Origin of the sequence: Micropruina sp., from assembly GCF_027492755.1 — a bacterium.
Taxonomy (GTDB): domain Bacteria; phylum Actinomycetota; class Actinomycetes; order Propionibacteriales; family Propionibacteriaceae; genus Micropruina.
Genome location: NZ_JAPUED010000004.1, coordinates 18,320 through 31,951 on the forward strand (window position 1 = coordinate 18,320; position 13,632 = coordinate 31,951).

Genomic DNA, 13,632 nt, shown 5'->3' on the forward strand with positions numbered 1-13,632 from the left:
GACCCGCTCGTTCCAGTTGCGCATATTCGCCGCGACGAAGTCGGCTGACATCATCCCCTCCGAAGGCCAGGGCTTCAGTCCTCGCTCGAATCCTTGGCCGACGTCGCGACCACCGCCAGCAGACCGCCGACCAGCCCGAGGTTCTTGAGGAACTGGGTCAGGTTCCCCGCCTTGGCCTTCGGGTCGGAGTCCTTCCAGAAGGCGTGCCCGGCCAGGGTCGTCGGCACCATCGCACCAGCAACAGCCGCGGCGCCCAGCCGGGGAAAGATGCCCGTGGCCACCGCCAGACCGCCCAGCACCATGGCGGCGCCGTTCGCCCGGACGGCCGTGTCGGCGTATTCCTCGGGGATGCCGAAGTTGCTGGCCATCGCGACCCGCGGACCGGGCTCCTTGACGGCCTGATAACCCAGATAGACGAACGGCACGCCCAATGCCGCTCGGGAGAGCACAGACAACAAAGACACGGAGCACCCCTCTCATCTCGACGCGGGTTCGCGCCGGTTCATCACCCTACTTCGTGCGTCCGTCGAGACCTCGATCGGTTCGTGACCCGGGGATGGGTCCAGATCACCATCGGTCCGGACGGCACCCGGCTCACCCTCGGACAGCACCCTGCCGGTCCGCTCAATCGGTGATCAGGGCTTCTCGCGGCCGCCGTCATCCTCAGGTCCGGCAGTATCGGCCAGGTCAGCCGGGTCCGTGGTGCCTTGCGGATCGTCCTCGACGCTCAGGTTGCCGTACTCCTGCTCGGAGGTTCCGGCCTCCTCGACGTCGGTTGCGCGGTCACGCTGTTGCTCGGTCATCGTCGGTACCTTTCGGGTCGTTGGGCCTGCATGCAGGATTCCCGCCCGGGGTCGCACACACCACCGCCCAAACGGGTGGTTCGGCTGACTGGCGGGTTCGGGCGTCACTCGCGCTTTGCAGAGCGACAGCGGCTCGCGAAGACGTCAGTCAGTCCGCGGGATCGTCACCCCCGCGAGGTTGCCAGATAGCCCTAGGATCGCTCGCGTGACCGCATTCGACGTCGATCCCCAGATCCGACCGCAGGACGACCTGTTCCGCCACGTCAACGGGCCGTGGCTGGCCAGCACTCCGATCCCTGACGACAAGCCCGCCTACGGTGCCGCTTCGATCCTCAGGGACGCCGCCGAAGAAGCGGTGCGCGACATCATCACCGGCCTGTCCGGGGCCGCTCCCGGCACCGAGGCGGCGAAGGTGCAGGACCTGTATGCGTCCTTCATGAACACCGACGAGGTGGAGCGCCGCGGCCTCGAACCGCTGCGGCCGCTGCTCGACGAGATCGACGCCGTCGACAGTGTGGACGCCCTGCTCGACTACTTCGGCCGCAGCGCGCGGCGCAACACCGGCACGCCGCTCGACCTGTCGGTGGAGTCCGATCCCGGCGACCCGACCCGCTACGCGCTGTTCGTCGGCCAGTCCGGGCTGGGTCTGCCCGACGAGGAGTACTACCGCGACGAGCGCTTCGCCGACATCCTCACCGCCTACCGCGAGCATGTCGCCGAGACCCTCACCTTGGCGGGGCTGGACGCGTCCGAGGCCGACGCGATCGTCGCCCTCGAGACCGAGATCGCCGCCCGGCACTGGGACAAGGTGCGCACCCGCGACCTGCGCCAGATGTACAACCCGACCCGGCCCGAGCCCTTCTCGGAACGGATCGACTGGCTGCGCATGTTCCGTGCCGCCGGCATCGACGAGCTGGAGCAACTGATCGACGCCCAGCCGTCCAACGCGATCGACGTGGTCGAACTGCTGGGCTCGGAGCGGCTACCCGCCTGGCGGGCCTGGGCCCGTTTCCACCTGCTGTCGGCGCTGTCGCCCTATCTGCCGGAGGCGTTCGTCCAAGCCCGGTTCAGCTTCTACGGCACCACCCTGAACGGCATCCCCACCAACCGCGAGCGGTGGAAGCGCGGCCTGACATTGGTCGAACGATCCCTGGGCGAGGCGGTCGGCAAGCTGTACGTCGAGCGGCACTTCTCGTCCGTCGCCAAGCAGCGGATGGATGAGCTGGTGGCGAACCTGATCGAGGCCTACCGGAACTCGATCAGCACGCTCGACTGGATGACCGAGGCGACCCGCACCCAGGCGCTCGACAAGCTGAGCAAGTTCATCCCGAAGATCGGTTATCCGGACAAGTGGCGCGACTACTCCGGACTCGAGGTGGACGCCACCGACCTGCTCGGCAACGTGCTGCGCTCCGCCGACTTCGAAAGCGACTACCAACTGGCGAAGCTCGGTGGGCCGATCGACCGGCATGAATGGCTGATGACCCCGCAGACGGTCAACGCCTACTACCACCCGTTGCGCAACGAGATCGTCTTCCCGGCAGCCATCCTGCAGCCGCCGTTCTTCGACGAGAACGCCGACGCCGCAGTGAACTACGGCGGAATCGGCGCCGTCATCGGGCACGAGATCGGCCACGGCTTCGACGACCAGGGTTCCACCTGTGACGGGGACGGCAAACTGCGCGACTGGTGGACGCCCGAGGACCGGGAAGCGTTCGAGGATCGGACGAAGGCGCTGATCGATCAGTACGACGCGCTGATCCCCGCCGAGACCCCCGGGCATCACGTCAACGGCAAGCTGACCATCGGCGAGAACATCGGTGACCTGGGTGGGCTGTCCATCGCCTACAAGGCGTGGCGGCTGGCGGTGGGCGGCCAGGAGCCCGAGCCGATCGACGGCCTGACCGGCGCCCAGCGGCTGTTCATGGCCTGGGCGCGGGCCTGGCAGCACAAGTCGCGGCCCGAGGCGTTGATCACTCAGCTGACCAACGACCCGCACTCGCCCGACGAGTTCCGCTGCAACCAGGTGGTGCGCAACATTCCCGAGTTCTACGACGCCTTCGGCGTCACCGGCGACGACGCCCTGTGGCTGGCGCCCGAGCAGCAGGTCGCCATCTGGTAGGCGCGAATCGTTCCGGCGGCCGGTTCCGTCACCCCAGGTTCGGACGGCCCCAGGGCGCGACCTGTTCCAGGGCGGCAGCAAGCCCGAGCAGGGTGTCCTCGGCGCCGAACTTGCCGCCGAGCATCACCCCGATCGGCAGCTCGGGCGACTCCGGGCCGTCCACCCGGGCGGTGTGCAACGGCAGGCTGATCGCCGGGCGTCCGGTCAGGTTGTAGATCGACGTCCATGGCGTGAACCGGGTCTGCGCGGCGAAGTCGGCGGCGGGATCAGCGTCGTCGCGCAGGCTGCCGGTCGGGGCCGGCGGTTGGGCCAGGGTGGGCGTGAGGACGATGTCGTAGTCGGCCCAGGCCTCCGCGACCTGCAGGGTGAGCAGCTGGATGGCGGCCAGCGCCTGGGCGTACTCCAGCGCGGTGGACGTCCGGCCGGCCTCGCGCAGCCATCGGGTGAGCGGCGTCAGCGCCGCCTCCGCCTCGGGCGGCAGCGGAATGCTGAGCGCCCCGACCGCCCACACCGACGCGAACGCCTGCCACTGCGAATCGGGGAACGGCACCGGGCATTCCACGATCTCGTGGCCGAGGCCCTCCAGCAGCGTGGCCGCGCGGTTGGCGGCGTCCAGGCAGGCCGGATGCACCTCGGCGTCCGCGGCGATCACCGGGGCGGTCAACAGCCCGATGCGCAGCCGTTCGGGCGCACGCTCGCAGGCGGTCAGGTACCCACCGGACGCCGTCGGCGCCCAGTAGGTGTCGCCCGGACGTGGCCCGGCCAGCACGTCCAGCGCCAGCGCGGTATCGCGCACCGTGCGGGTCAGCACACCGTCGATGCCGAGTCCCGGACCCGGCGGCCGGTTGCCGGACGAGATCAGCCCGCGGCTGACCTTCAGGCCGACGAGTCCGCAGACGGAGGCCGGAATGCGAATCGAGCCGCCGCCGTCCGAGCCGTGCGCGATCGGGACGATGCCGGCCGCCACCGCGGCCGCCGCTCCGCCGCTGGAGCCACCGGCGGAACGCGTCGGATCCCAGGGCGTCACCGCGGGCGCGCCGGTGTCGGGCTCGGTGTAGCAGGGCAGGCCGAACTCGGGGGTGGCGGTCTTGCCGACCATGCTGGTGCCGGCGTCCGCGAACCAGCCGACGATCGGGTCGTCGACGCTGGCCCGGTTGCCACGCAATGCGGCGCTACCGGCCTCCCACGGCAGTCCGGCCACCTGGTTCAGGTCCTTGATCGGACACGGCACACCGGCCAGCGACAGCCGCTCTCCGGCCGCGATCCGGGCGTCGGTGCGCCGGGCGTCCGCCATGCCGTGATCAGGGGCGAGGCAGCTGAAGGCGCCGTACCCGGGGCCGCGCTGCTCGGCGAGTTCGAGTGCTGCCGCAGCCACCTCGACGGCGGACAACTGGCCGGCATTCACCTCGCGCGCGATGTCCAGAGCAGAGAGCGAGGAGTACGTATCGGCGTCCAGCATGGCCGCCATCCTGTCACGCCGTCCGGCAGCCGCGCACACCCGCAGAGGCGCTTCTCACGAGGTCTTTAACGCTGCTTTGGACGAGGGTTGCTCCTTCGGACCAATCAGCCCTGCGAGATGGTGTCTCGCCTCCGCAGATCCCCTGGTCACCCGGCGTGGGTCAGCTCTTCTTGTGGTCGATCTTCTTGGGGTCGAGGATGCCGCTGATGGTGGGCTCGAAGGCTGCGCCGAGCTGTTTGACGGCGAGACGACCGACCAGCTGCTGCTCGGTGGTGACCCGCTCGGAGCGTCCGCTGCCGAGGAAGGTGATCGCCCAGTGCAACAGGGTGGTGATCCGGTTCTTGAAGCCGACCACGTAGATCAGGTGCAGGCCGAGCCAGGCCATCCAGGCCATGAACCCGCTCCACTGCACCTTGTCGTTGATCTTGGCGACCGCGCCGAAGCGGCTGATCACCGCCATCGAGCCCTTGTCGAAGTACTTGAACGGCTCGGTGACGGGGGCGCCGGTGAGTTCACCGATGATCTTCTTCGCGGCGTACTTGCCGCCCTGGATGGCGACCTGGGCGACACCCGGGAGCCGGTCGAGGCTCATCATGTCGCCGATGACGAACACCTCGGGGTGGGTCGGCAGGGTCAGATCGGGCTGGACGGGCACGCGTCCGGCCCGGTCGACCTCGATGCCGGACTGCTCGGCCAGCGTCCGCCCCAGCGGGCTGGCCTGCACGCCGGCGGCCCACACCTTGCAGATCGACTCGATGCGCTCGGTGCTGCCGTCGGTGTACTTCACGTCGAGGCCGGTGGCGTCCACGTTGGTGACCATGCCGTTCAGCTTGATCTCGACGCCGATCCGCTCCAGCTCCTTCTTGGCGGCCGCGGACAGCTTCTCTCCGAACGGCGGCAGCACCACGGGTGCACCGTCGAGCAGCAGCACCCGGCACTGCCGGGTGTCGATGTTGCGGAACGACTCGACCAGCGTCTTGTGGCACAGCTCGACGATCTGGCCGGCCAGCTCCACGCCCGTCGGGCCGGCGCCCACCACCACGAAGGTCATCAGCGAGCGGCGCTCGGCGGCGTCCTGGCTGAGCTCGGCCATCTCCAGAGCGCCGAAGATCCGGGCCCGCAGCTCCAGCGCGTCGTCGATGGTCTTCATGCCCGGCGCGAAGGTCGCGAACTGATCGTTGCCGAAGTACGACTGGCCGGCGCCGGCGGCCACGATCAGGTAGTCGTAGCGCAGGATGATCTGCTTGGAGAGCTTCTCGCCGATCACGATCCGCGAGTCGAGGTTGATCTTGTTCACCTCGCCCAGCAGCACCCGGGCGTTCTTCTGCTTGCGCAGGATGTCGCGGGTCGCCGGGGCGATCTCACCGCTGGAGAGGATGCCCGTGGCCACCTGGTAGAGCAAAGGCTGGAACAGGTGCGCCGTGGTCTTGCTGATCAGCGTGATGTCGACATCGGCCTTGGCCAGCGCCTGGGCCGAGAACAGCCCACCGAACCCGGAACCGATGATGACGACGTGAGGACGAGGCATATGTACTCCAAGGAGGAATTCTTCGGTGTAGCTATCGGCTTGAGTCTGCCGGGCCGTGCATCCGCTGGCAAGCGGGCACGGCCGCAGCGGTCAAGGAAGCCGGGGCCATTGCTGTTCTGAGCGGCAGATGCTGAACCGTGCCCGCTCAACTCGACCGGCTGACGACCTGGTCGCAGAGTTCGAACATGGCTTCGCGGGCCGGCCCTTCGGGCAGTCGGGTCAGCAGATCCTTGGCTGCCTGGGCGCGCCGCTCGACCTCGGCCCGCGCCTGGTCCAGCGCCGGATGGGCCCGCATCAGGGCAAGCGCCTCGGCCAGTTCGTCGGGATCGGTGAGCCGGCGTCCGATCAGTTCGCGCAGCCGGGCGTCGGCCGGGTCGTCCGCCTGCCGGACCAGCAGCGTGGGCAGCGTCCACACCCCTTCGCGCAGATCGGTGCCGGGGGTCTTGCCGGCCCGGTCGCTGGCGATGTCGATGATGTCGTCGGACAGCTGGAAGACCACGCCGATTTCCTCACCGAAGGTGGTCAGCGCGTCGAGCACAGGTTCGGGAGCGCCGCACACCATGCCACCGAACCGGGCGGACGCGGCGATCAGCGAGCCGGTCTTGTCGGCCACCACGTCCAGGTAGTGCGCCACCGGATCGTCGCCGTCCTCGGGCCCCCGGGTCTCGGCGACCTGACCCTGCACCAGCCGGCCGAAGGTGTCGGCCTGGATCGCCACATATTCGGTGCCGAGCGTCGACACGATCGCGGACGCCCGGGCGAACAGGAAGTCGCCCACCATGATCGCCACCGTGTTGCTCCACCGATGGTTGGCGCTCTCGGCGCCGCGACGGAACTCGGCCTCGTCCATGACGTCGTCGTGGTACAGGCTGGCCACATGGGTCAGTTCGACCACCATCGCCGCCCGTTCGACCGCGTCCGAATCGGCGCCGTCGTAGAGCTGGGACGCCGCCACCACCAGCAGCGGCCGGAATCGTTTACCGCCCGCGTTGATGATGTGGGTCGCTGCCTCGGTGACGAACGGCGTCTTGCCGAAGGCTGCGGCGGCCAGGCGTTCCTCGATCGACTGCAACCGGTCGACGACCGACTGCGCGAAGGTGGAGTCGACGCCGATCTCGAGTGTCACACTTCTCCTTGCTCATACGTTGGGCAGGCAGGGGTGAGTCTACGTGCTGCGAGCCTCAGCGCAGGAACGTTCCGGCCATGGTGGCCAAGTCGAGGACCGGGCCGGGGAAAACGCCGAGCACCGCGATGCCGAGCGCCGACACCAGCACCGGCAGCCAGGTGAAGGCACTGGCTCGCCCGACGGTCACGCCCTCGGCGGGTTCGCCGAAGAACATCACCACCACGATCCGCAGGTAGAACACCGCAGCCACCAGGCTCAGCACCACCGCGACGATGACCAGCCAGTCGAAACCGCCCTGCCAGGCCGCCGCGAACACCGCCCACTTGCCGATGAAACCACCGGTCAACGGAATGCCGGTGAAGCTCAGCATGAACAGCGCGAAGATGCCGGCCACCAGTGGGCTCTTGCGGCCCAGGCCCGACCAGCTGGCGATCGCGTTGGCCTCGCCCGAGGGGTTGCGCACCATGGTGATCACGGCGAAGGCACCGATGCTGGCCAGGCCGTAGACGACCAGGTAGAACATCGCGGCGGCCACACTGTCCAGCGGGCTGGTCGGCGACGCGGTGGACGCCCCGACGACGGCGGTCATGATGAAGCCGGCGTGGGCGATCGAGCTGTAGGCCAGCGTCCGCTTCATGTCGGTTTGGGTCAGACCCCACACCGAGCCGACCACCATGGTGGCGACGATCAGCACGACCAGGATCGGCTGCCAGGTCCACCGCTCCCCCGACAGCGCCACGTACAGCACCCGCAGGGTGGCACCGACGGCGGCCAGCTTGGTGCAGATCGCCATGAAGCCGGTGACGGCGGTCGGGGCGCCGGTGTAGACGTCGGGCGTCCAGTTGTGGAACGGCACGACGCCGATCTTGAACAGCAGGCCGACCAGCAGCATCGCCAGGCCGGCGACCAGGATGCCGCGGCCCATCGTCGGGTTCTGGACGGCGTCCGCGATCGCCTTCAGTTCGAACGAGCCGGCGTAGCCGTACAGCAGCGCCACCCCGAACAGGAAGAAGGCCGAGCTGAACGCACCGAGCAGGAAGTACTTCAGCGCCGCCTCCTGGGAGAGCAGCCGGCGCCGGCGCGCCATCCCGCACATCAGGTAGAGCGGCAGCGAGAGCACCTCGAGCGCCACGAACATGGTGATCAGGTCGGACGCGGCGGGGAACACCATCATGCCGCCGAGCGCGAACAGCGCCAGCGGGAAGACCTCGGTGTGCTCGAGCTTGGCCGCGGACGCTTCCGCCTCGGCGCGACTGCCTGGCACGGTGGCCACGGACGCCGCGAAGGCGCTCACCCCGCCGTTCAGCTGCCGCTCGGCGAAGACCAGGATGGCGCCCAGGCCGAGCACCAGCAGTGCACCCCACATGAAGTAGCTGGGGCCGTCCAGCATCATCGAGCCCATCGCCAGCGGACCGCCGATGCCGGCGCGCCAGTTGACCACCAGGAAGGTGGCTGCGACGACGATGCTGACCACCGTCACGCCGGCCTGAATGGCGAATCGGTGCGCCTTGGGCGCGGCCGCCTCGATCAGGATGCCGAGGATCGCTGCACCCAGGACCACCAGAACCGGGGCCAGTGCCTGCCACTCGAAGTTCATCACTTCTCTCCCTTCGCGGGCGCGACCGGATCCGTCAGTTGCATGCGGGTCATGGCGGCCTTGGCGGTCGGCTCGACCAGGTTCACGATCGGTCCGGGCAGCACGCCGAACAGCAGGATGATCGCCACGATCGGCACCAGCACACTCCGTTCGGAGCCGGTCAGGTCCCGGGTGAAGTGCTTCGCGGTGGCCTCGGTGACCGGGCCGGTCATCGTCCGCTGGTACATCAGCAGCGCGTAGGTGGCGGCCAGGATGATGCCGGTCGCCGCGATCGCGGCGATCCACGGCGTGCGTGACCAGGTGCCGGCGATCACCAGGAACTCGCTGACGAAGGTCGACATGCCGGGCAGCGACAGCGCCGACAGGCAGGCCAGCAGGAACGCGCCGGCCAGCACCGGGGCGACCTTCTCGACACCGCCGAACGCGGACACCTCGGCCGAACCACGCCGCTTGATCAGGTACCCGACGGTGAGGAACAGCGCCGCGGTGGAGAAGCCGTGGTTGACCATGAAGAAGATCGAGCCGTTGATCGACTGGGTGGTGAACACGTAGATGCCCAGCACCATGAAGCCGAAGTGGCTGACCGAGGTGTACGACACCAGCCGCAGCAGGTTCTTGCTGGCGATCGCGGCCGCGGCACCGTAGATGATCGAGATCAGCGACAGCGCGATCATCACCGGGGCGACCCAGGCGCTGGCCTCCGGGAAGATCCCGATGCAGAACTTGATCATCGCGAAGGTGCCGATCTTGTCCAGGATGCCGACCATCAGCGTGGACGAGCCGGGCGTCGCCTGTTCGGCGGCGAACGGCAGCCAGGTGTGCACCGGCACCATCGGCGCCTTGATCACGAAGGCGATCAGGAACCCGACCATCAGCAGCCGTCCCGCGTCGACCGGGATCGGCAGGCCGGCCAGGTCGCTCAGCAGGTAGCTGGGCGCGCCGCGCAGCGACACCGACATGGCGAACAGCCCGATCACCGCGGCCAGCAGGATGAACCCGCCGACCAGGTTGAACATCAGGAACTTCAGTGCCGCGGCCCGGCGGTGCTCGCCGCCGAAGCCGCCGATCAGGAAGTACATCGGGATCAGCGTCGCCTCGAAGAAGACGTAGAACAGCAGCACGTCGTCGGCGAGGAAGGTGAAGATCGCGGTGCCCTGCAGTGCCAGCACCATGGCGGCGTAGCCCTGGGCGTTCCAGCGTCCGTGACCGGTGACGTTCCACTCGGCGATCAGCACCAGCGGGGTGAGGATCACGGTGAGCAGCACCATCACCAGGCCCATGCCGTCCAGCCCGAGCGCCCAGTTGGCGCCGAAGGCGGTGATCCACGGCTGCCGCACGCTGAGGTCGGCGCCACCCAGGAACTGCAGGGTGACCAGCACCGCGACCACCAGGGTGGCCAGCGAGAACAGCAGGCCGAGCACACGGGCCAGGCCGCGCACCGGCAATGCCAGCACCAGTGCGCCGAGCAGCGGGATGCCGCCGAGCAGGGTAAGCAAACTCATCTCAGCTCCTCCCTCAGCCGCCCAGGCCGAGGATCACGACGACACCGATCGCCACCACACCGAGCACCATGGTCAGCGCGTAGCTGCGGACGTAGCCGGTCTGGGTGCCGCGGCCGACCACGCTGAACCCGGCGATGCCGGTGCTCAGGGTGTGCACGAAACCCTCGATGGTCCTGGCGTCGTTGGCGACCGCGGCCCGCGACATGCCCATCACCGGCTGCACCACCAGGGCGTCGTTGAGCGCGTCACCGAACAAGTCGTTGCGTCCGGCCACGGTGATGGCGTTGCCGGCCGGCGCCTGCGCCGGGATCGGCCTGCGGCCGAAGACCAGCCAGGCGACCAGCACGCCGGCCGCGACCACGATCATCGTGGCCCAGCCGACCACGGTCGGCAGCAGCGACACCTCGTGCGGATGCCCGCCGGTGGCGGGCTCGAGCCAGCCCTGGATCCAGGAGTTCATCACGGCACCGGCCACCAGGCTGAGCGCGCCCAGCACGATCAGCGGCACCGTCATCACCGCCGGCGATTCGTGCGGATGGACGCCGTCGACCCAGCGCTTGCGGCCACCGAAGGTCATCAGCATCAGCCGGGTCATGTAGAACGCGGTGACGCCGGCGCCGAGCAGGGCCAGCGATCCGACCAGTGGGCTGCGCGCGAACGCGGCCTCGATGATGTGGTCCTTGGAGAAGTAGCCGGCGGTCAGCGGGAAGCCGATGATCGCCAGGTAGCCCGCGCCGAACGTCCAGAAGGTGAGCGGCAGGTACTTGGCGAGAGCGCCGTAGTGCCGCATGTCGACGTCGTCGTTCATGCCGTGCATCACCGAACCGGCACCCAGGAACATGTTCGCCTTGAACGCGCCGTGGGTGAGCAGGTGGAAGATCGCGAAGGCGTAGCCGGCCGGGCCGATGCCGGCGGCCAGCATCATGTAGCCGATCTGGCTCATGGTCGAACCGGCCAGCACCTTCTTGATGTCGTCCTTCGCGGTGCCGATCCAGGCGCCGGCCAGCAGCGTCACGGTGCCGACGATCACCACGGCCGCCTGGGCGTCCGGGCTGAGGTCGAAGATGGCGTGGCTGCGCACCACCAGGTAGACGCCGGCGGTGACCATGGTGGCGGCGTGGATCAGCGCCGACACCGGGGTCGGGCCCTCCATCGCGTCCAGCAGCCAGGCCTGCAGCGGCACCTGCGCCGACTTGCCGCAGGCACCCAGCAACAGCAGGAGGCCGATCACGGTCGCCCACGGCCCTTCCAGCAGCGGTGCGCCGTGGTTGACGTCGACGAAGGCGGACGAGCCGAACATCGCCAGCATCGTGGAGATGGCCAGGATCATGCCGAAGTCGCCGACCCGGTTCATCACGAACGCCTTCTTGGCCGCGGCGGCCGCGGACGGCTTGTGCTGCCAGAAGCCGATCAGCAGGTAGGACGCCAGGCCGACGCCCTCCCAGCCGACGAACAACACCAGGTAGTTGTCGGCCAGCACCAGGGTGAGCATCGCCGCGACGAACAGGTTCAGGTAGCCGAAGAAGCGGCGCCGGCGCTCGTCGTGCGCCATGTAGCCCAGCGAGTAGACGTGGATCAGGCCGCCGACGCCGGTGATCAGCAGGGCGAACAGGATCGACAGCTGGTCGACCAGCAGCCCGACGTCGATCTGCCAGGAACCGGTGGCGAACCAGGTGTACAACGGCACCGACACCGCCCGCTGATCGGCAGGCGACCCGAGCTGCTGCAGGAACAGCAGCAGCGCCACCACGAACGAGCCGGCGATCAGCAGGACGGCCAGGTACGGGCCGATCTTCTCGATCCAGCGTCCGAAGACGAGCAGCAGCAGCGCGCCCAGCGCCGGCAGCGCGATCATCAGCCAGGCGTAGCCGAACAGTCCGGTGGCCGCGACCGGATCGACCACTTCCATCGGAGTCATGCGCCCCTCCCCCTCATTACTGCGCCGAGCGGGTCAGGGACACGCTGATCGTCGCTGGTCGAGCTTGTCGAGACCGCTGCGGAACCGGCCCGGGTCTCGATCGATGTGTAGTGCATGCGTGGCCTCACCGGTTCAACAGGTTGGCGTTGTCGACCGAGGTCGAGCGGCGGGTCTTGTAGATGCTGACGATGATGCCGAGTCCGACGACCACCTCAGCGGCGGCCACCACCATCACGAAGAAGCTGGCCACCTGCCCATCGAGCTTGCCGTGCTGGAAGGCGAACGCCACCAGGGCCAGGTTCGCGGCGTTCAGCATCAGTTCCACCGACATGAACGCCACCAGCGCGTTGCGCCGGATCATCACGCCGAGGGCGCCGATCACGAACAGGATCACCGCCAGGTAGAGGTAGTGGTCGATCACAGTTCCTCGTCCTCCTCGTCGCCGACCCGCTCGGCCGCCGCGAAGGCGTCCGCGGTGATCTGCTTGAGCTGCGCGCTGTCCAGCTGGACGCCGCGCTCGGTGAGCGTGCGGCTGACCGACTCCTCGGCGATGCTGCCGTCGGGCAGCAGGGCCGGGGTGGCGATCGAGTTGCTGGTGGCGAAGACACCCGAGTTGGGCAGTGAGCCCGGGTGGGTGCCGCTGGCGGCGTAGGCCTTCATCCGCTCGTCAGCCCGCTCCTTCTGGCCCAGCTTCGGCTTGGTGCGCTGCGCGTGGGCGAAGATCATCGCACCCACCGCGGCGGTGATCAGCAGTGCCGAGGTGAGTTCGAAGACCCACACGTAGCGGCCGAACAGCAGCTCGGCCACCCCCTCGACGTTGCCGCCGGCGGCCGCCTCGGCAGCCGCGGTGGTGGTCGCCGGCGCGGTCACCGCACCGCCGATCGAGAACACCATCAGGCCGAGCAGGCCGAGCGCGCCCAGCGCCGCCAGCACCCGCTGGCCCTTGATCGTCTCGACGATCGAGTCGGGGGTGTCGACGCCGACCAGCATCAGCACGAACAGGAACATCATCAGCACCGCACCGGTGTAGACGATGATCTGGACGGCGAACAGGAACGGTGCCGACAGCGACGCGTAGAGCACCGCCAGGCAGACCATGGTCAGCGCCATCGACAGCGCCGAGTGGACGGCCTTGCGGAACAGCACCAGGCCGAGCGCACCCAGCACCATCAGCGGTGCGCAGATCCAGAACACGACGGTCATCGGGCCTCCTGCGCCGAGGGCGTCCGAGTGTCCGGGGTGCCGGTCTTCGGCAGGCCGAGGAAGTAGGTCTTCTCGTCGTTGCCGAGCCGGCGCGGATGCGGCGGCGCCTCCATGCCGGGCAGCAGCGGCGCGAGCAGCCGCTCCTTGGTGTAGATCATCTTCTCGCGGGTGGTGTCGCCGAGCTTGAACTCGTTGGTCATGGTCAGCGCCCGGGTCGGGCAGGCCTCGATGCACAACCCGCACAGGATGCAGCGCAGGTAGTTGATCTGGTACACCGAGCCGTACCGCTCACCGGGGCTGAACCGGGCGTCCTCGGTGTTGTCGGCGCCCTCGACGTAGATGGCGTCCGCCGGGCAGGCCCAGGCGCACAGCTC

12 protein-coding genes are annotated in these 13,632 nt (G+C 68.6%); 1 reads left to right on the top strand and 11 read right to left on the bottom strand.

Annotation, left to right across the window (positions count from 1 at the left end; all coding sequences use genetic code 11):
* Positions 1 to 74: 74 nt before the first annotated feature.
* Both Q0066_RS00280 and Q0066_RS00285 read right to left on the bottom strand, forming a co-directional pair.
* Complete coding sequence (locus Q0066_RS00280; RefSeq protein WP_298128863.1) at positions 75 to 464, bottom strand: DoxX family protein; 390 nt, start codon at positions 462 to 464, stop codon at positions 75 to 77.
* 171 nt (positions 465 to 635) lie between these two features.
* Complete coding sequence (locus tag Q0066_RS00285; protein WP_298128865.1) at positions 636 to 803, bottom strand: hypothetical protein; 168 nt, start codon at positions 801 to 803, stop codon at positions 636 to 638.
* 205 nt (positions 804 to 1,008) lie between these two features.
* On the opposite strand from Q0066_RS00285, the gene Q0066_RS00290 reads away from it, so the two are divergent.
* Entirely contained in the window at positions 1,009 to 2,925 is a 1,917-nt protein-coding gene (locus tag Q0066_RS00290) for a M13-type metalloendopeptidase (RefSeq protein ID WP_298128868.1), read from the top strand.
* 28 nt (positions 2,926 to 2,953) lie between these two features.
* On the opposite strand, the gene Q0066_RS00295 is transcribed toward Q0066_RS00290, so the two are convergent.
* The 9 genes from Q0066_RS00295 to nuoI all read right to left on the bottom strand — a co-directional run.
* Entirely contained in the window at positions 2,954 to 4,384 is a 1,431-nt protein-coding gene (locus tag Q0066_RS00295) for an amidase (protein ID WP_298128871.1), read from the bottom strand.
* Between the two features lie 160 nt (positions 4,385 to 4,544).
* Positions 4,545 to 5,912, bottom strand: a complete 1,368-nt coding sequence (locus Q0066_RS00300) for an NAD(P)/FAD-dependent oxidoreductase (RefSeq protein WP_298128874.1) — start codon at positions 5,910 to 5,912, stop codon at positions 4,545 to 4,547.
* A 145-nt stretch (positions 5,913 to 6,057) separates the two neighbouring features.
* Positions 6,058 to 6,984, bottom strand: coding sequence for a polyprenyl synthetase family protein (locus tag Q0066_RS00305; RefSeq protein WP_298128897.1), 927 nt, complete (start codon positions 6,982 to 6,984; stop codon positions 6,058 to 6,060).
* Between the two features lie 109 nt (positions 6,985 to 7,093).
* Positions 7,094 to 8,635, bottom strand: a complete 1,542-nt coding sequence (gene nuoN / locus Q0066_RS00310) for an NADH-quinone oxidoreductase subunit NuoN (protein WP_298128877.1) — start codon at positions 8,633 to 8,635, stop codon at positions 7,094 to 7,096.
* On the bottom strand, positions 8,635 to 10,137 hold the full coding sequence (locus Q0066_RS00315) for an NADH-quinone oxidoreductase subunit M (protein WP_298128880.1): 1,503 nt from the start codon (positions 10,135 to 10,137) through the stop codon (positions 8,635 to 8,637). The genes nuoN and Q0066_RS00315 overlap by 1 nt, the downstream gene beginning before the upstream one ends.
* 13 nt (positions 10,138 to 10,150) lie before the next feature.
* Positions 10,151 to 12,055 (bottom strand): NADH-quinone oxidoreductase subunit L, encoded by a 1,905-nt coding sequence (nuoL, locus tag Q0066_RS00320; RefSeq protein WP_298128882.1) that lies wholly within the window; start codon positions 12,053 to 12,055, stop codon positions 10,151 to 10,153.
* Between the two features lie 124 nt (positions 12,056 to 12,179).
* Complete coding sequence (gene nuoK / locus Q0066_RS00325) at positions 12,180 to 12,476, bottom strand: NADH-quinone oxidoreductase subunit NuoK (protein WP_298128885.1); 297 nt, start codon at positions 12,474 to 12,476, stop codon at positions 12,180 to 12,182.
* A complete protein-coding gene (locus Q0066_RS00330; RefSeq protein WP_298128888.1) occupies positions 12,473 to 13,258 on the bottom strand; it encodes an NADH-quinone oxidoreductase subunit J in 786 nt (261 codons plus the stop codon). Before Q0066_RS00330 ends, nuoK begins: the two co-directional genes overlap by 4 nt.
* On the bottom strand, positions 13,255 to 13,632 hold a 378-nt coding region (gene nuoI / locus Q0066_RS00335), incomplete at its 5' end, for an NADH-quinone oxidoreductase subunit NuoI (protein WP_298128891.1). The genes Q0066_RS00330 and nuoI, both read right to left, overlap by 4 nt.

Bases quoted from the DNA above. Each gene is read 5' to 3' on its own strand.
- nuoN (WP_298128877.1), bottom strand. From the start codon at position 8,635: ATGAACTTCGAGTGGCAGGCACTGGCCCCGGTTCTGGTGGTCCTGGGT.
- Q0066_RS00330 (WP_298128888.1), bottom strand. From the start codon at position 13,258: ATGACCGTCGTGTTCTGGATCTGCGCACCGCTGATGGTGCTGGGTGCG.
- Q0066_RS00315 (WP_298128880.1), bottom strand. From the start codon at position 10,137: ATGAGTTTGCTTACCCTGCTCGGCGGCATCCCGCTGCTCGGCGCACTG.
- nuoL (WP_298128882.1), bottom strand. From the start codon at position 12,055: ATGACTCCGATGGAAGTGGTCGATCCGGTCGCGGCCACCGGACTGTTC.
- Q0066_RS00295 (WP_298128871.1), bottom strand. From the start codon at position 4,384: ATGCTGGACGCCGATACGTACTCCTCGCTCTCTGCTCTGGACATCGCG.
- Q0066_RS00300 (WP_298128874.1), bottom strand. From the start codon at position 5,912: ATGCCTCGTCCTCACGTCGTCATCATCGGTTCCGGGTTCGGTGGGCTG.
- Q0066_RS00285 (WP_298128865.1), bottom strand. From the start codon at position 803: ATGACCGAGCAACAGCGTGACCGCGCAACCGACGTCGAGGAGGCCGGA.